Here is a 21,076-nt window from a genome sequence, read left to right on the forward strand (position 1 = left end):
GCCGGGGGAGGTCAGCGGCGGATCATGGGGACGTGGGGGATGCCGTCCTCGACGTACTCGGGCCCGTCGACGGCGAAGCCGTACTTCGCGTAGAAGCCCGCGACCCGCGTCTGCGCGTCGAGCCGCACCGTACGGTCGCCGACGACCTCCAGCGCGGCCTCCATGAGCCGCCCCGCCAGTCCGGCCCCGCGCGCGTGCGGCGCCGTCACGACCCGCCCGATCCGCGCCCCGTCGGGGTCCTCCAGCACGCGCAGGTACGCCTCCGGGGCCCCCGAGTCGCCGGACAGCCACACGTGCCGGGTGCCGGGCTCGGTGTCCCGCCCGTCCAGCTCCGGGTACGGGCACTCCTGCTCGACGACGAAGACGTCCACGCGGAGCCTCAGCAACGCGTAGAGCGTGCCGGCGTCCAGCTCCGCGAAGGCCGCGACCTGCGGTTTCCTGTCACCCATGACCCAGGATCCTAGGACCTAGGAGCGTTCACAGCAGGGCGGCGAGGAGGCGGTCCTGGAAGGCCGCCACGTCGCTCGCGACGGCGACCTTCACGACCGGGCGGTCGCCCTCGTCGGCGTAGGAGCGGCGGTCCCACAGCGTCGCGCCGCGGGTCCGCTCGCCGCGCAGCTCCACGCGTACGGGCCGCTCGGCGTACTCACCGAGCGACGGGTCGACGGCCAGCATCGCGGCCAGCGCGTCGTGGATGACCGCGCCGCGCATGCCGAGGGAGGGCGAGTAGGCGGTGGCGTAGAACTCCAGGATCCGGGCGGCGAACCGGGCGAGGTCGGAGTCCGCCCCGGCCAGGCGGTCCAGCCATGCCCCGTCCACCGCGGTCGGGTGGGTGGCGTCGAGCGGCACGAGCGTGACCGGCCAGCCCGCGCTCAGCACGAGCTCGGCGGCCTCCGGGTCGTGCCAGATGTTGGCCTCGGCGTGGCTGGTGACGTTCCCCTGGTGGTCGAACGCCCCGCCCATGATCACCACCTCGCGGAACATCGTCGGCAGCGACGGCTCCAGCAGCAGCGCGATGGCGAGGTTCGTGAGGGGGCCGACGGCCACCAGCGTCAGCTCGCCGGGTCGTTCCCGGCCCAGCCGGATGATCTGCTCCGGCGCGGTCGTCTCGACCGGGCGGCCGGCCGGCTCGGGCAGGTACGTGTCGCCCAGCCCGTCGGCGCCGTGCCAGTCGGGTGCGTAGTCCACGTCCTGGGCCATGGGGCGGACGGCGCCCACGGCGACGGGCACGTCCGGCAGGCCGGCGTGTTCGAGGACGCGGAGGGTGTTGAGCGCGCCGACCTCGGGGGCGACGTTGCCGTGCACGGTGCCGACGGCGACGAGCTCCGCCTCCCCGGCCTTCACGAGCTTCGCCAGGTACAGCAGGGTGATCGCGTCGTCGATGCCGGTGTCGCAGTCGAGCAGGATCTTCGGTGCCAACGTCGTCCGTCTCTCTTCGTTCAGGGTGGGGCTATTCGGCCGGGACGACCTGGAACACCTCGGCCAGGCGGCCCTCGGGCAGGCCGCCGCCGCGGGCGTTCGCGCCCATCCAGCCGCGCAGCATCTGCTCCAGGTCGTCGCGGTGGGAGACCTGGCTGACGTGCGCGCGCAGCGCCGCGAGCTTGCGGTCGAAGACGTCGGTCACGTCGACGTACTGGTTCAGGGACGGGCCGCCGGTCATCCAGATCTCCCGGGCGGTCCATGCCTCCAGTCCCTCGGCGCGCAGCTCCGGGAACGCGTACGGGTTGCGGGCGTCGGGGTAGACGGCGTCGAACGCCGCCGAGCCGACCGCCCGGTGGTCCGGGTGCCCGGCGTAGATGCGGTCGTAGTTGCGCTCGGGGCTGGGGATGACGACCCGGTCGGGACGGACCTGCCGGATCACCCGGGCGATGTCGCGGCGCAGGTCGAGGGTCGGCTCGACGCGCCCGTCCGGGTAGCCGAGGAAGCGCAGGTCGGTGACGCCGACGCACTTGGCGGCCGCCGTCTGCTCCGCCCGGCGCAGCGGGCCCATCTCCTCGCGCGGGACGTCGTCGTCGAAACCGCCCGCGTCGCCGTCGGTGACGAGGAGGTAGGAGACCTCGATGCCGGCCTCGACCCAGGTCGCGACCGTGCCGGCACAGGAGAAGTCGATGTCGTCGGGGTGGGCCATCACCACGAGAGCGCGCTGAACGTCGTCGATCACGGTCGTCATCATAGGAAATGTGCTCCTTTAACCCCTCAATCAGCCACAACTCTGGCGCCGGAGGGGGCGATGCGGGTATCCCGGACCCATGAAGAAACTGATCGGTGACGTCGACGACGTCGTCCTCGACACCCTGCGCGGCATGGCGGCCGCGCATCCGTCGCTGCGGGTCGACCTGGACCAGCGCATCATCGTCCGGGCCGACGCCCCTCGTACGGGCAAGGTCGGGCTGATCTCCGGCGGCGGCTCCGGGCACGAGCCGCTGCACGGGGGCTTCGTCGGGTACGGCATGCTCGACGCCGCCTGCCCCGGCGAGGTGTTCACCTCACCGGTGCCCGACCAGATCCTCGCCGCGACGACCGCGGCGTCCGGCGGCGCCGGGGTCGTGCACATCGTGAAGAACTACACCGGTGACGTCCTGAACTTCCAGCTGGCCGCCGAGCTGGCCGAGGACGAGGACATCGAGGTCGTACCCGTCGTGATCGACGACGACGTGGCCGTCCAGGACAGCACGTTCACCGCCGGGCGGCGCGGGACCGGCGCCACCCTCTTCGCCGAGAAGACCGCCGGCGCGCTGGCCGAGGCGGGCGGGTCGCTGCAGGACGTCGCCGCCGTCGCCCGCGAGGTCAACGAGCGGACCCGCTCCTTCGGCGTCGCGCTCACCGCCTGCACCGTCCCGGCCGCCGGACGGCCGACGTTCGAGCTCGGCGCGGACGAGATGGAGCTCGGCATCGGCATCCACGGCGAGCCCGGCCGCGAGCGTACGAAACTGCGCCCCGCCCCGGAGATCGTCGACGTGGCGCTGTCGGCGATCGACGAGGACATGTCCCTGTCCGGGTCCGAGGTCCTCGTCCTGGTGAACGGCATGGGCGGCACCCCGCTGATGGAGCTGTACGTCGCGTACGCCGCCGTCGCCGAATGGCTCGGCGGACACGGTGTCACGGTGGCGCGCTCGCTCGTCGGCAACTACGTGACCAGCCTGGAGATGGCGGGCGTGATGATCTCGGTCCTGCGCCTCACGCCGCAGCTCACCGAGCTGTGGGACGCCCCGGTGGAGACGCCCGGCCTGCGGTGGGGCCGCTGATGGACACCCGCCGCTGGATCGAACGCTTCGCCGAACTCGTCGCGGCCGACGCCGACCGCCTGACCCGCCTCGACGCCGCGATCGGGGACGGTGACCACGGCGCCAACCTGAACCGCGGCCTGCGGGCGGCCGTCGAGGCCCTCGGGCCGGACCTGCCGCCCGGCAAGGTCCTCATGACCGCCGGCCGGGCCCTCGTGTCCAAGACCGGCGGCGCGTCCGGCCCGCTGTACGGCGGCGCGCTGCGCCGGGCGGGCAAGGCCCTCGGCGACGCCGCCGACGCGGACGCCACCGTGCTGGCCACCGCCCTGCGCGCGGCGCTCGACGCCGTCCAGGAGCTGGGCAAGGCCGTCGAAGGGGACAAGACGATGGTCGACGCCCTCACGCCCGCGGTCGCGGCGTACGAGGCCGCGGCCGGCGACGGACCGGCCGCCGCCGCGCGGGCCGCCCTGGACGCCGCGGAGAAGGGCGCGGAGGCGACCGTGCCGCTGCAGGCGCGCAAGGGCCGTGCCAGCTACCTCGGCCCGCGCAGCGTCGGCCACCTGGACCCCGGGGCCGCCTCGACCGTCCTGCTGTTCCGCGCCCTCGCCGGGGGGACGGCGGCCCGCGCCTCGCCTTCGGAGCGCCGGCGGCTTGCGCCTGACGTGGCGTCAGGACCTACCGTCCCGGTCATGACGCCAGATGTCACCGCCGGCCGAGCGCTGTCGGTGGGGGAGCTCGCCCGGACCACCGGGCTGACCGTACGGACCCTCCACCACTACGACCGGCTCGGCCTGCTGTCGCCCGCCCGGGACCGGGCCGGGCGGCGGTGCTACGGCCCCGCCGAGGTCCGCCGCCTGCACCGCATCCTCGCCCTGCGCGGGTTCGGGCTGTCCCTGGCCGAGATCGGGGACGTCCTGGACGGCGCGGGAGCCGACCTGCGGGACCTGCTGCGCCGCCAGCTGGAGCAGACCGAGGAGCGGATCGCGGCGGCGCAGCGGCTCCGCCGCACGCTGCTGGCGGTCATCGACGCGTCGGCCCGGAACGGCGAGGGGGTCGGCCCGTCGGCCGATGAACTCGTCGAACTCATCGAGGTGATGGTGACGATGGACCGTAAGTTCACCCGCGAGGAGTTCGAGCAGATGAACCGGCGGCGGCAGGAGGCGATGGCCCGGCTGAGCCCGGAGGAGGTCGAGGAGCTGCAGCGCAGGCGCGCCGAGATGGCGTCCCGCCTCAGCCCCGAAGAGCTGGAGGAGATGCGCCGGCGGCGGCAGCGCCTCCTCCCCGACGGCGTCGACACCGCCGATGAGGCGTGACGCGGGGGTTGCGCCTGACGCGACGTCAGGATCTACCGTCCCGCACATGACGCCAGACGCGGATGCGAGCCGGACGCTGTCGGTGGGGGAGCTGGCCCGGGCGACCGGGCTGACGGTACGGGCGCTGCACCACTACGACCGGCTCGGCCTGCTGTCACCCGCCCGGGACGGGGCCGGGCGGCGGTGCTACGGCCCGGCGGAGGTGCGCCGTCTGCACCGGATCCTCGCGCTGCGTGGGTTCGGGCTGTCCCTGGCCGAGATCGGGGACGTGCTGGACGGCCGCGGGACCGACCTGCGGGAGCTGCTGCGCCGGCAACTGGAGCAGACGGAGCAGCGGATCGCGGCGGCGCAGCGGCTGCGCGGCGCGCTGCTGGCGGTCATCGACGCCTCGGCCGACGGCGGCGAGGGCGCCGGGCCGTCGGTCGACGAACTCGTCGATCTCGTGCCGACCCGGCCCGCCGCGGGCCCGGCCGGTCGCGGGCAGGGTCAGGTCACATGCATCAGATGCCCCGGAATGCGGCACCATCTGGTGCATGAGCACCGTGGGAATCGTGCTGGTCTCGCACAGCAGGGCCCTCGCCGAGGGAGCCGCCGAACTCGCCGCGCAGCTGGGTGTCGGGGAGGTCGCCGTACGGCCCGCCGGGGGTGACGGCGAGGGCGGCCTGGGCACGAGCATCGACCTCGTGGAGCAGGCCGTACGGGAGGCCGACGGCGGCGCCGGCGTCGTACTGATCGCCGACCTCGGCTCCTCCGTCCTGACCGCCCGTACGTACCTGGAGGAGCTGGAGGACTCCCGCGCCGGCCGCCCCGGCGAGCCCGAGACGAACGTCGTGCTCGCCGACGCGCCGTTCGTCGAGGGCGCCGTCGCGGCCGCCTCGGCCTCGGCCTGCGGCGGGGACGTGGCCGCCGTCGTACGGGCCGCCAACGAGGCGTACGGCTTCCGCAAGACCTGAGAGCGGGGCGCGGCTGTCGGCGACACCCAATACCCTTCATTGAGTGTCGACGCTCGTAAGCCACCCTCTTCTCGACGGCCTCAACGACGCCCAGCGCGCGGCGGTCGCCCACCAGGGCGGTCCGCTGCTGATCGTCGCGGGGGCGGGCTCGGGCAAGACCCGGGTCCTCACCCACCGGATCGCCTACCTGCTCGCGGAGCGGGGCGCGCAGCCCGGCGAGATCCTCGCGATCACGTTCACGAACAAGGCCGCCGGGGAGATGAAGGAGCGAGTCGAGGCGCTCGTGGGGTCGCGCTCGCGGGCGATGTGGGTGATGACGTTCCACTCCGCGTGCGTGCGCATCCTGCGCCGTGAGGCGAAGCGGCTCGGCTTCCCGTCGGGCTTCTCGATCTACGACCAGGCCGACTCGCAGCGGCTGATGGCGCTGGTCTGCCGTGAGCTGGACCTGGACGCCAAGCGCTACCCGCCGCGCAGCTTCTCCGCCCAGGTCTCCAACCTCAAGAACGAGCTCATCGACTACGAGACCTTCCGCGACCAGGCGTCGACGCACATGGAGAAGACCCTCGCCGAGGCGTACGCGACCTACCAGGCGCGGCTGCGGCAGGCCGGCGCGATGGACTTCGACGACCTGATCATGACGACGGTCAACCTGCTGCAGGCGTTCCCCGACGTCGCCGAGCACTACCGGCGGCGGTTCCGGCACGTCCTCGTCGACGAGTACCAGGACACCAACCACGCCCAGTACGTCCTGGTCCGCGAGCTGGTCGGGCAGGCCGGCGGCGACGACGACGTCCCGCCCGCCGAGCTGTGCGTGGTCGGCGACGCCGACCAGTCGATCTACGCCTTCCGCGGCGCGACGATCCGCAACATCCTGGAGTTCGAGCGCGACTATCCTGACGCGGCCGTCATCCTCCTGGAGCAGAACTACCGCTCCACGCAGACGATCCTGTCGGCGGCCAACGCGGTCATCGAGCGCAACGCCGACCGCAAGCCCAAGCGCCTGTGGTCCGACCAGGGCGAGGGGCCGAAGGTCAGCGGGTACGTCGCCGACAACGAGCACGACGAGGCGGCGTTCGTCGCCCAGGAGATCGACCGGCTCAGCGACGAGGAGGACGTCGCGCCCGGCGACGTGGCGGTCTTCTACCGCACCAACGCCCAGTCGCGTGTGTTCGAAGAGGTCTTCATCCGGGTCGGCCTGCCGTACAAGGTCGTCGGCGGCGTCCGGTTCTACGAGCGCAAGGAGATCCGCGACCTGCTCGCCTACCTCCGGGTGCTCGCCAACCCCGAGGACACCGTCAGCCTGCGCCGCATCCTCAACGTTCCCAAGCGGGGGATCGGCGACCGCGCCGAGGCCTGCGTGGAGGCCCTCGCCGGCCGCGAGCGCGTCTCGTTCTGGCAGGCGCTGCGCCGCGCCGATGAGGCGCCGGGCATCGCCACCCGCTCGCTGAACCAGATCAAGGACTTCGTCGCGCTGCTCGAAGAGCTGCAGGAGATGGTCGAGACCGCGACGCCGGCCGAGCTGATCGAGGCGATCCTGACCCGGAGCGGCTACCTCGCGGAGCTGGAGGCCTCCCGCGACCCGCAGGACGAGACCCGCATCGAGAACCTCCGCGAGCTGGAGTCCGTGGCGACCGAGTTCGAGGAGCGCCTCGCCGCCGGTGTCGTCCCGCCCGCGGCCGACGGGGAGGAGGCGGAGGCTCCGGCGCCCGCCGGCGCTGAGGGGCGGCTCGTGGAGTTCCTGGAGCAGGTCGCCCTGGTGGCCGACGCCGACCAGATCCCCGGCGGCGAGGCGGGTGTCGTGCCGCCCAGCGACCGCGGCCACGAGGGCGTCGTCACGCTGATGACCCTGCACACGGCCAAGGGCCTGGAGTTCCCCGTCGTGTTCCTCACCGGCATGGAGGACGGGGTCTTCCCGCACCTGCGTTCGCTCGGCGACGCCAAGCAGCTGGAGGAGGAGCGGCGGCTCGCCTACGTCGGCATCACCCGCGCCCGGCAGCGGCTCTACGTCTCGCGCGCGACGATGCGCAGCTCCTGGGGCGCCCCCTCGTACAACCCGCCGTCGCGGTTCCTCGGCGAGATCCCCGACAGGCTCGTCGAGTGGAAGGGCGGCGGCCAGGGCGCGCAGGCGACTCCGGCGATGGCGTCGCTGTCGCAGCGGCCCGGCGTGCGCTCGCCGGGCAACCGCCCGGTGCCCGCGCTGTCCCCCGGTGAGCGGGTCGTCCATGACTCGTTCGGCCTCGGCACGGTCGTCTCGGTCGACGGGGCCGGGGAGAAGGCCGCCGCGACGGTCGACTTCGGCGGCGACTACGGCGTCAAGCGCTTCGTCCTCCGCTACGCGCCGATCGAGAAGCTCTAGCCTCCGGTCGCGTACGTAGCGGAGCCGAAAATGGTTGCACGGCCGATATGGCCGGATGCGGGCGTCGACATGAGGCGCGCGGACCGTCATGATGCACGTGGGAGCACCTGCGGCCCGTTGGGAGGAAAATGGGGCGGTTCGCGCGGCGTCTCCTCGTCGCGGTCGTGTCCGCACTGAGCACGACCGTAATCACGTCGTCGGTTCTCGCGTCGTCCGCCGCGGCCTCTCCGGGCCGCGCGGTCACCCCGCCGGCCGGCGTCTACCACATCCCCGCCTATCGCCCGGCGCCGGCGACGCAGCGGCTGGTGGTCTGCAAGCCCGGCGGTCACTACACCGGCCTGGCGCAGCAGCTCGCGCCCGAGTGCGCCTATCACGACGTCCAGGCGGCCGTCGACGCCGTGCGGCAGCGCGGCACCACGATCTACGTCCTCCCCGGGACGTACCGCGAGCAGCCGAGTCTGGCCGCTCCGTCCGGGGCCTGTCGCGCGCTCGCCGGCGCGAGCACCCTGACGTACGAGCAGGAGCGCGCCTGCCCCCACCTGCGCAGCCTGATCAGCGTCTTCGGCCTGGGCGACCTGCAGATCGAGGGCGTCGGCGACGGGGTCGTCGTCGAGGGGGACAAGCCGATCGGCGTCCGCGCCGACCGCGCCGACGGCTTCTACCTCCGGGGCGTCACGGTCCGCGGTTTCAAGGAGGACGGCGTGGCCGTCGTCGAGACCGACGGGTTCGTCCTCGACCGGGTCACCGCCCGGGACGACGGCCGGGACGGCCTCGCGGCGTACGGCACCGACCACGGTGTGATCGCCGACTGCGAGGCGACCGGCAACGGCGACGCGGGCATCGCCACGGCCTCCGCCTCCGACCAGCGCGGCAACCGGCTGTCCGTGGAGATCCGCGACTGCCGTTCCCACGGCAACCTGATCGGCTACTCCGGGACGGCCGGTGACTCGGTGTACGTCCACGACAACGAGTTCTCCGGCAACGCCACGGGCGCGGTGCTCGACAGCAGCGTGCAGGCGGTCGGCATGCCGCAGAACCACGCGATGTTCGTGGCGAACCGCGTGTTCGGCAACAACGCCGATCCGTACCGCGACTGCGGGTCGCACTGCCCGGCGCGCGCCGTGCCGGTCGGCACCGGCATGCTCCTGGCGGGCGGCGACGAGAACACCTACGCGAGCAACTTCGTCTACGACAACTGGCGCTACGGCATCGCCCAGTACTGGATTCCGGCGAGCCGTCGCGGCGAGACCGACCCCGCCAAGCAACGGGACACCTCGCACGGCAACCGCTACGTCGGCAACCTGATGGGCGTCACGCCGTTCGGGGCGTCGGCGCCGAACGGCGTCGACTTCTGGTGGGACGAGCAGGGCGACCGCAACTGCTGGCAGAACAACGCCTCGTCCTGGGGCCGGCCGCGCAGCGACCCGGCGGCCCTGCCCGACTGCGACCACCCGTCCTCCGGAGGGCCGTACGCCCAGCAGGGCAACCCCGCCAAGACGGCGGTCGTGACCGCCTGCGCCGCCTACGCCCCCGGCCGCCCGCAGCCCGCCCGCTGCGGCTGGCTCACCGCCCCGTCCAAGCCCGCGTCCTGACCGCCCCGGAACGGTCAGGGCCGCTCGGCGGCGGCCCGGCGTGCTACGACTAGTGTGCGAGGCAGCTCACGCATCCCGGTAGGAGGCAGTAATGGCGGGTCCGATCCGCGTCGTCATCGCCAAGCCCGGTCTCGACGGCCATGATCGCGGCGCGAAGGTCGTCGCCCGCGCGCTGCGCGACGCCGGCATGGAGGTCATCTACACGGGGCTGCACCAGACCCCCGAGCAGATCGTCGAGGCGGCGCTGCAGGAGGACGCCGACGGCATCGGGCTGTCCATCCTGTCCGGCGCGCACATGACGCTCTGCGCCAAGGTCGTCGAGCTGCTGAAGGACCGCGACGCCCTCGACATCACGGTCTTCGTCGGCGGCATCATCCCGGACGCCGACATCCCCGAGCTGGAGAAGCTCGGCGTCGCGAGGATCTTCACACCCGGCGCGACGACCCAGGAGATCGTCGAGTGGGTCCGGGCCAACGTCGGCGGCGAGGACTGACCCTCAGCCCGGAGGGACGGGCAGCGGCGTGCGCTCGGCGCTGAGGGCCAGCACCACCAGGGCCGACGTCCAGCCGAGCGGGGCGACCCCGGCCTGACGGCCTTGGTCGTCGACCTTCTCCGGGAACGACCCGAGCGTCGAGCGGTGCGCGATGAGCCAGTCGAGCCAGTCGTGCTCGCCGAACCTGTCGCCGATCGCCGCCGCCTCCAGCGCGAACAGACCGGTCTCCGGGGTCCACGCGGCGCCGGCGCCGTACTTCTCGCCGGGCACCGCGCCGCCGCCCGGCAGCCGCAGCCGGTCCCGGATCCGCGCGACGGCGGACAGCACGCCGGGCTCGGGGTTCGCGAACGGCGGTGCCAGGAAGGCGACCGAGGCGTCCACGGCGCCGCCCGGGATCGGCGAACGCGGATAGCCGTACGGGCCGAAGTGCCGCTCGACGGCCGCGGCCAGCCGGTCGGCGGCCCGTTTCCAGCGCTGCGCCGCCCCGGCGTCGCCGCGGTCCGCCGCCAGGGCCGCGGCGGCCCGCAGGCCGGCCAGCATGGGCGCGCAGACGCCGAGCGTCGGCGCGTGCGGCGCCTGCTCCCGCGCCGGGCTGCGCTCCCAGTAGTCCGGCGACGGCGGCGGCAGGCCGTCGCCGCGCAGGACGGTCGCGGACCGGTCGGCGGCCCGGCGGATCATCGGCCACAGCGTGTCCAGGTCGACCGCGTGGGGGTCCTTCGCGCGCAGGAACCAGGTCGCCCACAGCACCCAGCCGAGGCTGTCGAGCTGCACCTCGCGGCCGTCGGCGACAGCGGCGCCGTCGGGCAGGTAGCGCGCGGCCCACAGGCCCGTCGGCGCCTGGGCGCGGGCGAGGAAGTACAGCACCCGCTGCGCGTCGCCGCCGTGGCCGGTCGCGGCGAACGCCGCCACGGTGAACGCGGCGTCGCGCGGCCACACGTAGTTCCACGCGCCGTACCAGGAGGCGGTCGAGGCGCCGTTCGGCAGGGTCAGCATGCGCAGGTCGAGCAGGGCGCGGGCGGCCGCGTCGCGATCCTCGCGGGTGGCGCCGGGAACCGCGCCGGCGGCCAGCCACGCCTGGTCGGAGCGGATCGCGTCGGCCACCCGGGGATCGTCGCGGTGCACGGCCACCGGCTCGTCCGCGCCGAACGGGATGAGCTGCGCCCGGCCGTCGGGCAGCATCAGGACGGAGCTGCCCGGGGCGAACGACGCGCCGGCCGCGTCCTCCGGCGTGATCGGCACCCGCGCGAACGGCCAGCCCCCGTTGCCGAGCAGGCCGGGGCTGCGCCACGGGGCGTCACCGGGCCGCGGCAGCGCGGCGGCGCAGGTGGCGCTGAGCGAGGCCACGAGGAGCAGCAGGGCGACGCGGCGAACGCTCCGTGCCGTCTTCCGCGTCACCGCCGCACCTCCCGTACCGTCTCGCGCCCGACCTCGGGCTCCCGCCGTCGATGACGTTCCAGTACATCAAACGGCGCAGGGCACTTCGACGACATCGGCTGCTTACCCGGCCGTCATTCGCGCGACGCGTCGCATGCGGACCCACCGGCCCGCGCCGCGTCGTGGAAGGACTAGGCTGCCTGGTCGGAGCGGACCGCTTGGACGCGGTCGTTATCTGTCGATCCCGTTAAGGACGGACCCCCGTGGACCTGTTCGAACATCAGGCGAAGGAGCTCTTCGCGGAGTACGGCGTCCCGGTCCCCACCGGCAAGATCGCCACGACGCCGGAGGAGGCCCGCGCGATCGCCGAGGAGTTCGCCGCGGCCGGCACCTCGCGCGTCGTCGTCAAGGCGCAGGTGAAGACCGGCGGCCGTGGCAAGGCCGGTGGCGTGAAGGTCGCCGACTCACCCGCCGACGCCGAGGAGAAGGCGCGGCAGATCCTCGGCATGGACATCAAGGGCCACACGGTCCACAAGGTCCTCGTCGAAGAGGCCAGCGCCATCGCCCAGGAGTACTACTTCTCGTTCCTGCTCGACCGCGCGAACCGGACGTTCCTGTCCATCTGCTCGGTCGAGGGCGGCATGGAGATCGAGGAGGTCGCGGCGAACAACCCGGACGCGGTGGCCCAGATTCCGATCTCCGCCCTGGCCGGCGTCGACCGGGCCAAGGCCCGCGAGATCGCGACCGCCGGCCGGCTGCCCGCCGAGGCCCTGGACGGCGCCGCCGAGCTGATCGAGCGCCTCTGGGCCGTCTTCGTCGACGAGGACGCCCTTCTCGTCGAGGTCAACCCGCTGATCCTCACGCAGGACGGCCGGGTCGTCGCCCTCGACGGCAAGGTCACCCTCGACGACAACGCCTCCTTCCGCCAGGCCGAGCACGAGGCCCTGGTGGACAAGGCCGCCGCCGACCCGCTCGAGGCCAAGGCCAAGGAGAAGGACCTCAACTACGTCAAGCTCGACGGTTCGGTCGGCATCATCGGCAACGGCGCGGGCCTGGTCATGTCCACGCTCGACGTCGTCGCGTACGCCGGCGAGCAGTACGGCGGCCAGCGGCCGGCCAACTTCCTCGACATCGGCGGTGGCGCCTCGGCCGAGGTCATGGCCAACGGCATGGAGATCGTGCTGGGCGACCCCGACGTCAAGAGCGTCTTCATCAACGTGTTCGGCGGCATCACCTCCGGTGACGCCGTCGCGAACGGCATCGTCCAGGCCGTCAAGCTGCTGGGCGACCGCGGCGAGACCGTCGACCGGCCGATCGTGGTCCGGCTCGACGGCAACAACGCCGAGGAGGGCCGGCGCATCCTCAACGAGGCCGCGATCCCGGTCATTCAGCAGGTAGAGACGATGGACGAAGCGGCGCGCCGTGCCGCCGAGCTGGCCGCGCAGGGGGCATGAGATGGCGATCTGGCTGACCGAGAACAGCAAGGTCATCGTCCAGGGGATGACCGGCGGTGAGGGCTCCAAGCACACCGCCCGCATGCTGCGCGCCGGCACGAACGTCGTCGGCGGCGTCAACGCCCGCAAGGCCGGGCAGACCGTCACGCACGAGGGCCGGGACCTCCCGGTGTTCGGCACCGTCGCCGAGGCGATGGAGCAGACCGGCGCCGACGTGTCGGTGGTCTTCGTGCCGCCGAAGTTCACCAAGGACGCCGTCGTCGAGGCCATCGACGCGGAGATCCCGCTGTGCGTCGTGATCACCGAGGGCATCCCGGTGCACGACAGCACCTGGTTCTGGAAGCACGCGGTCGAGAAGGGCGGCAAGACCCGCATCATCGGGCCGAACTGCCCCGGCATCGCCTCGCCGGGCAAGTCCAACGCCGGCATCATCCCGGCCGACATCACCAGCCCCGGCCGCATCGGCCTGGTCAGCAAGTCGGGCACGCTGACCTACCAGATGATGTACGAGCTGCGCGACATCGGCTTCTCCACCTGCGTCGGCATCGGTGGCGACCCGGTCATCGGCACCACGCACATCGACGCCCTGGAGGCGTTCCAGGCCGACCCCGAGACCGACGCGATCGTGATGATCGGTGAGATCGGCGGTGACGCCGAGGAGCGCGCCGCGGCGTACATCGAGCAGCACGTCACCAAGCCGGTCGTCGGGTACGTCGCGGGCTTCACCGCCCCCGAGGGCAAGACGATGGGCCACGCCGGCGCGATCGTCTCCGGCTCCTCCGGCACCGCCCAGGCCAAGAAGGAGGCCCTGGAGAAGGTCGGCGTCCGGGTCGGCAAGACCCCCAGCGAGACCGCCCGCCTCATGCGCGAGATCATGTCCGCCTGATTCCGCGGGGCAGCCTTCGAAGACGCCCGGCCGGGGCCTCCCGGACCGGGCGTCTTCGCGTTCGATGGCGCCGGGGAACGTTTCGCGCGTCCTGCGACGCCCGGGCCGCCGCGTGAAGAGTCGCCGAACCTCATCACGCAGCGGATAGAGGCTTTGACTGCCTTGTGACAACCGCGACGTCAGCGGGTACTCTGCGATCACTCCTGCTGGCCGGGCCTGGCCACTTCTGCGCCCGTCGACCCGTCTTCGGCGGGGAGCCGGCGGGATCCTTTATTGCCTCCCAGCACCTTCCGGAGGACCAGTGGCCACCTGGACGAAAAGCAGCTACTCCTCGAACGGGGGCGACTGCGTAGAAGTCGCTGTCGTCCGCGACCGAGGAGATGAGACCACCTCATAGATCGCGACCTGTCGAAGCCCCGCCGGCTCCCGGCGGGGCTTCTCGCATGTTCGCCCGGCACGGCGTGTCGCCCGGTATGGGGCGACACGCCGGGCGGGTGCGCGGATTCGCCGGTTCCGCGCTGCCAGCATGGGGAGGCCCGGCGCGAATGAGGAGTGGTGAGCGACCGATGACCACGACGGACCACGACGACGCGGACCTCGAGGAGACCGGCCCGTCGCCCGTGGCCGAGACCGTGACGCGCCCCCTCGCCGTCACCGGCATCGTGGCGGCGGTCTGGGCGGCGGGCATCGGCCTGACCGTGCTGACGACGATCACGCTGCTCGGCTGGATCGCCGCGCCGCGCGGCGCGCTCGGCACCGGCCTGCCGGGCGTCTTCCGCACGGCGGTCGGGTTCTGGCTGATGGCGCACCACGCGGGGTTCACGGTGCCGCGCGGCCGGGTCGGGCTGCTGCCGCTCGGGCTGATGATCCTGCCGGGCGCGCTGCTGTTCCGCGCCGGCGGCTGGATCGCGCGGACCGGCCGGGTGCGGGGCCGGTACCGGATCGGCGTCACGCACGCCGCGTTCGCGCTGGCGATCCCGTACGCGGTGCTGTCCGGACTGCTCGCGCTCGTGGCGAGCTCGTCGGCCATCCGGCCGTCGGCGTGGCAGGCGCTGCTGCTGTGCTTCCTGCTGGCCATGTTCGCCGGAGGTCTCGGGGCGGCGCGGACGCTGGTGTCCACGACCAACCGCGCGCCCTGGGTCGCGATGCTGGGGCTGCTGCCCCGGCGGGCCCGTTCGGTGGCCGCCGGGGTCACCGGCGCGACGGTCGTCCTGCTCGGCTTCGGCGTGCTGATCTTCCTGGCGTCCCTGCTGTTCCACCTGTCCGAGGCCGAGAACCTCTACGACGTGCTCAAGCCGGGCGTCGTCGGCGGGATCCTGGTGGTGCTGATCGGGCTGGTGTACCTGCCGAACGCCGCGCTGTGGGCCGTCGCGTACGCCGTGGGGCCGGGGTTCGCGGTCGGCGCGGGAACGAGCGTGTCGCCGTCCGGGGTGTTCGTCGGCATGATCCCGGCGTTCCCGCCGTTCGCCGCGCTGCCGGAGCCGGGCCCGGCGCCGGCCGTGTCGCTGCTCGCGCTGGCCGTGCCGTTCGTCGCCGGAGCCGTCGGCGGCGTCTTCACGATCCGGTACCAGCCGACGGAGGCGACCGAGGCGGCGCCGCTGTGGGGGTTCGTGTCCGGCGTGGCGACGGGCGGTGTGATCGCCTTCCTCGCCGCGCTGTCCGGCGGCCCGCTCGGCGGTGGGCGGATGGCCGTGATGGGGCCCTCCGCGTGGCAGACCGGGCTGCTGGCCGCGCTGGAGGTCGGCGTGTCGGCGGCGATCGCCGCCTGGATCGCCAACTGGCGGCTGTCACGTCGCCTGCGCTCCCGTCCGGAGCCCCTGGACGACGAGGAGCCGGACACGGAGGAGCTCGAGTTCGAGGATCCGGACCCGGTGCTGGCCACCGTCGACGAGCCGCTGCCCGAGGGCGTCATCCCGATCGGGGAGTGGACCGGCTCGCGGACCGGGCTGCGGCCGCGCGGGCAGGACGGGCCCGGCGGGGCCGCACCGATCAGGAGGCGTCCCCCGCGCGACCGGGGCTGACCCGCCGCCGGTCAGTACCAGGAGGGGTGCTGCCGCAGCGAGTCCTTCGGCAGGTGCAGCCGGCGCTCGATGCGCGGCAGCCACTGGTCCTGGCAGGTCTTCTTGTCATCGAACGTGAGGGCCGACTCACGGCACTTGACGTAGCCGTTGAAGTCGTCCCACATCACCGCGTACAGCCCGATCTGGGAGAGGCACACGACCAGCCCGATCGTGCCCATCACCACTCCCGCGACCGCGCCGGGCGCGGGGGCGAGGACCCGCCGGGCCCGCTTACGGGAGCGCACGCCCGTCACGACCGCCGCGATGGACAGCACGAGCCCGGCGGGGAGGAACAGGACCGTCAGGACGAGCCCGGCGATGCCGAGAAGGCGTGCGCGAGGACCGCCGCGCTCGGGCGCGGTGGGCGGCAGGGGCGGACGGGGTGCTTCGGGGAGCTGCGTCTGCGGCCCGGCCTGGCCGGGGCCTGGCGCGTCACTCACTGATCCTCCTGGTGTCGGCTGAACCGAGCCGAGCGGCGGCCGATAGGCTGATACGGCCCGCCCACCAGTCATTCCTGGGGAGAAATGGTGTCCGCCCGGCTCGTCGTCCTCGTCTCCGGTGCGGGGACCAATCTACAAGCGCTGCTCGACGCGTGTGTCGATCCAGCTTATGGCGCGCGGGTCACTGCCGTGGGCGCCGACCGTGACGACATCGAGGGGCTGCGCCGCGCCGAACGCGCCGGCGTGCCGACCTTCGTCGTCCGCGTGAAGGACCACCCGAACCGGGACGCGTGGGACGCGGCCCTGACCGACGCCGTCGCCGCGTACGCCCCTGACCTGGTCGTCTCCGCGGGCTTCATGAAGATCCTCGGCAAGCGGTTCCTCGACCGCTTCGGCGGCCGGGTGATCAACACGCATCCCGCGCTGCTGCCGGCCTTCCCCGGCACCCACGGGCCGCGCGAGGCACTGGAATACGGCGTCAAGGTGACCGGCTGCACGGCCCACTTCGTGGACGCCGGCGTCGACACCGGACCCATCGTCGCCCAGGAGACCGTGCCGGTCCTGGACGACGATGACGAGGACTCGCTGCACGAGCGGATCAAGGCGGTCGAACGCCCGCTGCTCGTGGGCACCGTGGGCCGTCTGGTCCGCGAGGGATGGACCATCGAGAACAGGAGAGTGAGGATCGGGTGACCCGTATCGCGATCAAGCGGGCGCTGATCAGCGTCTACGACAAGACCGGACTCGAAGGGCTCGCCAGGGGCCTGCACGAGGCCGGTGTAGAGATCGTCTCCACCGGGTCGACGGCCGCGCGCATCGCCGAGGCGGGCGTCCCGGTCATGAAGGTCGAGAAGCTCACCGGCTTCCCCGAGTGCCTCGACGGCCGGGTCAAGACCCTGCACCCGAAGGTGCACGCGGGGCTCCTGGCCGACCGCCGGAACCCGGACCACGTCCAGCAGCTGGAGGACCTGCACGTCGAGCCGTTCGACCTGCTGATCTCCAACCTGTACCCGTTCCGGGAGACCGTCGCCTCCGGCGCCGCCCCGGACGAGATCGTCGAGCAGATCGACATCGGCGGCCCGGCGATGGTGCGCGCCGCCGCCAAGAACCACCAGACCGTGGCCGTCGTCGTCGACCCGGCGGCGTACGACCAGGTCCTGGAGGCCGTACGCCGCGGCGGCTTCGAACTCGCGGAGCGCAAGCGGCTCGCGGCCCAGGCCTACGCCCACACCGCCGCGTACGACGTCGCGGTGGCGTCGTGGTTCGCGAGCGCGTACGCCCCGGACACCGACACCCGCTGGCCGGACGTCATCGGCGCGGTCCGCACCCGCAAGAGCGTCCTGCGCTACGGGGAGAACCCCCACCAGGAGGCGGCGCTCTACACCGACGGCGAGGGCGGCCTGGCCGGAGCCGAGCAGCTGCACGGCAAGGAGATGTCCTACAACAACTACGTCGACGCCGACGCGGCCCGCCGCGCCGCGTACGACTTCACCGAGCCGTGCGTCGCGATCATCAAGCACGCCAACCCGTGCGGCATCGCGATCGGCGCGGACATCGCCGAGGCGCACCGCAAGGCGTACGCCTGCGACCCGGTGTCGGCGTACGGCGGCGTGATCGCGACCAACCGGCCGGTTTCGGCCGAGATGGCGCGCCAGCTCGCCGACATCTTCACCGAGGTGATCGTCGCTCCGGGCTTCGAGGACGAGGCCCTGGAGCTCCTCACGGCCAAGAAGAAGAACCTCCGGCTGCTCGTCTGCCCGGAGGGCCCGGCCGCCCAGGTGGACACCCGCCAGATCGACGGCGGGCTGCTCAGCCAGACGCGGGACCGGATCGACGCCGCCGGTGACGACCCGGCGAACTGGCAGCTCAAGACCGGTGACCCGGTCGACGCGGCCACCCTGCGCGACCTGGCGTTCGCGTGGCGCGCCTGCCGCTCGGTCAAGTCGAACGCCATCCTGCTCGCCGCCGACGGCGCCACCGTCGGGGTCGGCATGGGACAGGTCAACCGGGTCGACTCGGCCCGCCTCGCGGTGTCCCGGGCGGGGGACCGCGCCGCCGGATCCGTGGGTGCCTCGGACGCCTTCTTTCCCTTCCCCGACGGCCTTCAGGTGCTCGCGGACTCCGGAGTGCGGGTTATTGTCGAACCCGGCGGTTCGATTCATGACGACGAGGTGATCGAAGCGGCCGCCAAGGCCGGCGTCACCCTCTACTTCACGGGGGTCCGGCACTTCTTCCACTGACCCCATCGGGTCGCCGGGGCCCCGTGCCCCGGCGACCGAATCCCCCCAGGGAGATCCCGTGGCGAACGGATTCCTCGAGTTCGGCGTGCAAACGATCATTCGCAGCGCGACGCTCACCGACCAGGTCCGCCCCCTGATCGGCCTCATCGCCGCCGTGCTGGCCGCCGTCCTCGCGGGATCCGCGAGCTGGCACCTGACGGACCGCCTCGTCGCCTGGCGTCAGCGCGCCGACCAGGACGAGCTGTAATCTTCCTCGGGTCGATCGGGCTCCCGCTCTCCCCGCCTGAGAGGATGAGACGGTGACCGCACGAATTCTCGACGGCAAGGCCACCGCGGCGGCGATCCGCGCGGAACTGAAGCAGCGCGTCGACGCGCTGCGCGAGCAGGGCATCGTCCCCGGACTGGGCACCGTGCTCGTCGGCGACGATCCGGGCAGCCAGGCGTACGTCGCCGGCAAGCACCGCGACTGCGCCGAGGTGGGGATCGCCAGCATCCGGCGCGACCTGCCCGCGACCGCCACCCAGGCGGAGGTCGAGGCGGCCGTGGACGAGCTCAACGCCGACCCGACCTGCACCGGCTACATCGTCCAGCTGCCGCTGCCCAAGGGCCTGGACGAGCAGCGGGTCCTCGAGCGCATCGACCCGGCCAAGGACGCCGACGGCCTCCACCCGGTCAACCTCGGACGCCTGGTGCTGATGCAGCCCGGCGCGCTGCCGTGCACGCCGCGCGGCATCGTCGAGCTGCTGCGCCGCCACGACGTGCCGATCCGGGGCGCCGACGTCACCGTCGTCGGACGGGGCATCACGGTGGGCCGGGCGCTCGGCCTGCTGCTCACCCGCCGCTCCGAGAACGCCACCGTCACCACCTGCCACACCGGCACCAAGGACCTCGCCGCGCACACCCGCGAGGCCGACATCGTCGTCGTCGCCGCCGGTGTTCCGGGTCTGCTCACCGCGGACATGGTCAAGCCCGGCGCGACCGTGCTCGACGTCGGCATCACGCGCACCGACGACGGCCTCGTCGGCGACGTCCACCCCGGCGTCCGCGAGGTCGCCGGCTGGGTCGCGCCCATGCCCGGCGGCGTCGGCCCGATGACCCGCGCGATGCTCCTGGCGAACGTCGTCGAGGCGGCGGAGAAGGCCTCGGCCTGAGCCGTGCACCGGCCGGGCGCCGCCCGGCCGGAAGGCCGCACAACGCCGAGCCGCCGAGGGCCATGCGTTCCCGTCGCTGCGCAGGCGGCCGATCCGCGCCGTCGGACCCGCGCCGTCAGCTGGCGCGTCGTCCCGGTGCGGTCGGCTGGCCGGGCGTCATCGGCTGGCGCGGCTGCGGCGGCGTGCCCGGCCGGGCGCCGTCGGGGCGGCGTGCGGGCTCGGGAGGACGGCCGCCCTGGGGCGGGACGTGCACGGGCGGCAGCGGGCGGACCAGCCCGAGCGCGATCACCTCGTTGGCCAGCCGGGTGCGCCGGTTCGCGCCCTCCGGGATGCGGAACTTCTGGTACAGCCGCAGCAGGTGCTGCTTGACCGCCGCCTCGGTCACCACCAGGTCGGTGGCGATCTCCCGGGCCGTCGCGGGGGCGACGAACGCCTCGTCGGACAGGGCGGGACGGCACAGCGACGTCAGCACGTCGATCTCGCGGCGGGTGAGCTCCGGGGCGACGGCACGGCGCAACTCGACGTCCGGGTCGACGTCCTCGCGCGGGATGCCGCCCATCCGGCAGCGCGCGGCGCCGAAGCTGACCACATCGCCGTCCTCGAGCACGCGCCGGGCGATCGGCCGGCCGTTCACCCGCGTGCCGTTGCGCGACAGGCCGAGATCCACGACGTAGACGTACGGACCGCGGCGGACAAGCTCGGCGTGCAAGCGGGACACGCTGGGATCGTCGAGCCGTATGTCGACGCCCCGGCCTCGTCCGATCGTCGTGACCTCGGAGCGCAGTGGTAGTACCGTGCCGGTTTCTTCGATCCGTATGTACGGGCCCTCCACAGCGGTCCCTCCAGTAGTTAGCGACCCCTGTCTGCCTGGTTACCCGGACCGGCCATGGTCACACCCGCCTACCGGTGGGTAGGGCCGAGTACACCGGAGATTACGGGACATTCGAGCCTCCGGGAAGGGTCCCGAAGGTGGGCGGGCCACGCGCGGGCGGCTGCCAAGATAGGGGTCATGTCGGAGCAGTACGGGCCACCGGAGTCCTACGACGCGTCCCTGGGGGACGTTCCCGCCGCGGCGCAACCCGCGCCCGGACCGAAGACGCCGCCGTCCCCGCGGCGCGGGGAGCGCGCACCGGCCCGCGCGGCGGTGCCGCGATGGCTGGGTCAGTTGCCGTACGTCTTCGTCCTCTGTGGTGTCGCCGCCGGCCTGGCCGTGGTCGCGACCAACCACTTCCGGCGGGGCAGCATGCTCATCGCCGCCTCCGTTTTCATCGGCGCGCTCGCCCGGCTGGTCCTCCCGGAGAGCCAGACCGGCATGCTCGCGGTACGCCGCCGGTGGGTGGACGTGCTGCTCATGACGGCCGCCGCGGTCGGCGTCACGCTCGTCGCATTCGTCGCGAAGGGGCAGTGAACCGCACAGGCGCGACCTCTTTGCCCGGCCCCTGGACGAGCAGTGGGATGATGCAGGCTGCAGGTAAGGAGCCCGTCGCGATACTGGAAAATGTGCCCCAGGTCACTCATGCTGATCGGAATGTTGTCCCCC

At 73.0% G+C, this 21,076-nt stretch carries 22 protein-coding genes; 16 read left to right on the top strand and 6 right to left on the bottom strand.

The annotated features are described in order from the left end of the window. Nucleotides 1-11: 11 nt before the first annotated feature. The 3 genes from NE234_RS37925 to NE234_RS37935 are packed head-to-tail and all read right to left on the bottom strand — an operon-like array spanning nucleotide 12 to nucleotide 2,161. Nucleotides 12-449, bottom strand: coding sequence for a GNAT family N-acetyltransferase (locus NE234_RS37925; RefSeq protein WP_252785795.1), 438 nt, complete (start codon nucleotides 447-449; stop codon nucleotides 12-14). A gap of 28 nt (nucleotides 450-477) precedes the next feature. Further along, a complete protein-coding gene (locus tag NE234_RS37930; RefSeq protein WP_252785796.1) occupies nucleotides 478-1,419 on the bottom strand; it encodes a nucleoside hydrolase in 942 nt (313 codons plus the stop codon). Nucleotides 1,420-1,450: 31 nt separating this feature from the next. Continuing rightward, nucleotides 1,451-2,161 carry a PIG-L deacetylase family protein gene (locus NE234_RS37935; RefSeq protein WP_252785797.1) on the bottom strand — a complete coding sequence of 237 codons (711 nt, stop codon included), beginning with the start codon at nucleotides 2,159-2,161 and terminating at the stop codon, nucleotides 1,451-1,453. A gap of 88 nt (nucleotides 2,162-2,249) precedes the next feature. Here NE234_RS37935 and dhaK point away from each other — a divergent pair, with 88 nt between their 5' ends. The 7 genes from dhaK (at nucleotide 2,250) to NE234_RS37970 (ending at nucleotide 9,931) form a co-directional block, all read left to right on the top strand. Further along, nucleotides 2,250-3,245, top strand: a complete 996-nt coding sequence (gene dhaK / locus NE234_RS37940) for a dihydroxyacetone kinase subunit DhaK (protein WP_252785798.1) — start codon at nucleotides 2,250-2,252, stop codon at nucleotides 3,243-3,245. Further along, entirely contained in the window at nucleotides 3,245-4,537 is a 1,293-nt protein-coding gene (gene dhaL / locus NE234_RS37945) for a dihydroxyacetone kinase subunit DhaL (protein WP_252785799.1), read from the top strand. The genes dhaK and dhaL overlap by 1 nt, the downstream gene beginning before the upstream one ends. Before the next feature lie 46 nt (nucleotides 4,538-4,583). Continuing rightward, nucleotides 4,584-5,186 (top strand): MerR family transcriptional regulator, encoded by a 603-nt coding sequence (locus NE234_RS37950; RefSeq protein ID WP_252785800.1) that lies wholly within the window; start codon nucleotides 4,584-4,586, stop codon nucleotides 5,184-5,186. Next, entirely contained in the window at nucleotides 5,071-5,490 is a 420-nt protein-coding gene (gene dhaM, locus NE234_RS37955; protein ID WP_252785801.1) for a dihydroxyacetone kinase phosphoryl donor subunit DhaM, read from the top strand. The genes NE234_RS37950 and dhaM overlap by 116 nt, the downstream gene beginning before the upstream one ends. A 43-nt stretch (nucleotides 5,491-5,533) precedes the next feature. Beyond that, the gene (pcrA, locus tag NE234_RS37960) at nucleotides 5,534-7,846 is read left to right on the top strand and encodes a DNA helicase PcrA (RefSeq protein WP_252785802.1); all 2,313 of its coding nucleotides are present in this window, start codon (nucleotides 5,534-5,536) and stop codon (nucleotides 7,844-7,846) included. A gap of 128 nt (nucleotides 7,847-7,974) precedes the next feature. Further along, the gene (locus tag NE234_RS37965) at nucleotides 7,975-9,438 is read left to right on the top strand and encodes a right-handed parallel beta-helix repeat-containing protein (RefSeq protein ID WP_252785803.1); all 1,464 of its coding nucleotides are present in this window, start codon (nucleotides 7,975-7,977) and stop codon (nucleotides 9,436-9,438) included. 91 nt (nucleotides 9,439-9,529) lie between these two features. Continuing rightward, a complete protein-coding gene (locus NE234_RS37970; RefSeq protein ID WP_252785804.1) occupies nucleotides 9,530-9,931 on the top strand; it encodes a cobalamin B12-binding domain-containing protein in 402 nt (133 codons plus the stop codon). A gap of 3 nt (nucleotides 9,932-9,934) precedes the next feature. Here the strand turns inward: NE234_RS37970 and NE234_RS37975 are convergent, their stop codons facing one another. Next, entirely contained in the window at nucleotides 9,935-11,326 is a 1,392-nt protein-coding gene (locus NE234_RS37975) for a glycoside hydrolase family 15 protein (RefSeq protein WP_252785805.1), read from the bottom strand. 242 nt (nucleotides 11,327-11,568) lie between these two features. Here NE234_RS37975 and sucC point away from each other — a divergent pair, with 242 nt between their 5' ends. The 4 genes from sucC (at nucleotide 11,569) to NE234_RS37990 (ending at nucleotide 15,666) form a co-directional block, all read left to right on the top strand. After that, nucleotides 11,569-12,759: an ADP-forming succinate--CoA ligase subunit beta gene (gene sucC / locus NE234_RS37980; RefSeq protein WP_252785806.1), complete on the top strand. Its 1,191-nt coding sequence runs from the start codon at nucleotides 11,569-11,571 to the stop codon at nucleotides 12,757-12,759. A gap of 1 nt (nucleotide 12,760) precedes the next feature. Beyond that, complete coding sequence (gene sucD / locus NE234_RS37985; RefSeq protein WP_252785807.1) at nucleotides 12,761-13,645, top strand: succinate--CoA ligase subunit alpha; 885 nt, start codon at nucleotides 12,761-12,763, stop codon at nucleotides 13,643-13,645. Between the two features lie 301 nt (nucleotides 13,646-13,946). Continuing rightward, nucleotides 13,947-14,042: a DUF397 domain-containing protein gene (locus tag NE234_RS46175; RefSeq protein WP_406567120.1), complete on the top strand. Its 96-nt coding sequence runs from the start codon at nucleotides 13,947-13,949 to the stop codon at nucleotides 14,040-14,042. 169 nt (nucleotides 14,043-14,211) lie between these two features. Then, entirely contained in the window at nucleotides 14,212-15,666 is a 1,455-nt protein-coding gene (locus NE234_RS37990) for a cell division protein PerM (RefSeq protein ID WP_252785808.1), read from the top strand. An 11-nt stretch (nucleotides 15,667-15,677) separates the two neighbouring features. On the opposite strand, the gene NE234_RS37995 is transcribed toward NE234_RS37990, so the two are convergent. Beyond that, the gene (locus NE234_RS37995; protein WP_252785809.1) at nucleotides 15,678-16,145 is read right to left on the bottom strand and encodes a DUF4190 domain-containing protein; all 468 of its coding nucleotides are present in this window, start codon (nucleotides 16,143-16,145) and stop codon (nucleotides 15,678-15,680) included. A gap of 84 nt (nucleotides 16,146-16,229) precedes the next feature. On the opposite strand from NE234_RS37995, the gene purN reads away from it, so the two are divergent. From purN to NE234_RS38015, 4 genes are read left to right on the top strand one after another with little or no spacing between them, the layout of a single operon-like run. After that, nucleotides 16,230-16,838, top strand: a complete 609-nt coding sequence (gene purN / locus NE234_RS38000; protein ID WP_252785810.1) for a phosphoribosylglycinamide formyltransferase — start codon at nucleotides 16,230-16,232, stop codon at nucleotides 16,836-16,838. Continuing rightward, nucleotides 16,835-18,385 carry a bifunctional phosphoribosylaminoimidazolecarboxamide formyltransferase/IMP cyclohydrolase gene (purH, locus tag NE234_RS38005; protein ID WP_252785811.1) on the top strand — a complete coding sequence of 517 codons (1,551 nt, stop codon included), beginning with the start codon at nucleotides 16,835-16,837 and terminating at the stop codon, nucleotides 18,383-18,385. The genes purN and purH overlap by 4 nt, the downstream gene beginning before the upstream one ends. Before the next feature lie 58 nt (nucleotides 18,386-18,443). Further along, on the top strand, nucleotides 18,444-18,632 hold the full coding sequence (locus NE234_RS38010) for a hypothetical protein (protein WP_252785812.1): 189 nt from the start codon (nucleotides 18,444-18,446) through the stop codon (nucleotides 18,630-18,632). A gap of 52 nt (nucleotides 18,633-18,684) precedes the next feature. After that, nucleotides 18,685-19,536 carry a bifunctional methylenetetrahydrofolate dehydrogenase/methenyltetrahydrofolate cyclohydrolase gene (locus NE234_RS38015; protein WP_252785813.1) on the top strand — a complete coding sequence of 284 codons (852 nt, stop codon included), beginning with the start codon at nucleotides 18,685-18,687 and terminating at the stop codon, nucleotides 19,534-19,536. A gap of 115 nt (nucleotides 19,537-19,651) precedes the next feature. On the opposite strand, the gene NE234_RS38020 is transcribed toward NE234_RS38015, so the two are convergent. Further along, entirely contained in the window at nucleotides 19,652-20,368 is a 717-nt protein-coding gene (locus tag NE234_RS38020; RefSeq protein WP_252785814.1) for an FHA domain-containing protein, read from the bottom strand. Nucleotides 20,369-20,545: 177 nt separating this feature from the next. Here NE234_RS38020 and NE234_RS38025 point away from each other — a divergent pair, with 177 nt between their 5' ends. Further along, nucleotides 20,546-20,944, top strand: coding sequence for a DUF3017 domain-containing protein (locus NE234_RS38025; protein WP_252785815.1), 399 nt, complete (start codon nucleotides 20,546-20,548; stop codon nucleotides 20,942-20,944). The last annotated feature ends 132 nt before the right edge of the window (nucleotides 20,945-21,076 follow it).

Origin of the sequence: Actinoallomurus rhizosphaericola (assembly GCF_024055675.1) — a bacterium.
Classification (GTDB): Bacteria; Actinomycetota; Actinomycetes; order Streptosporangiales; family Streptosporangiaceae; genus Actinoallomurus; species Actinoallomurus soli.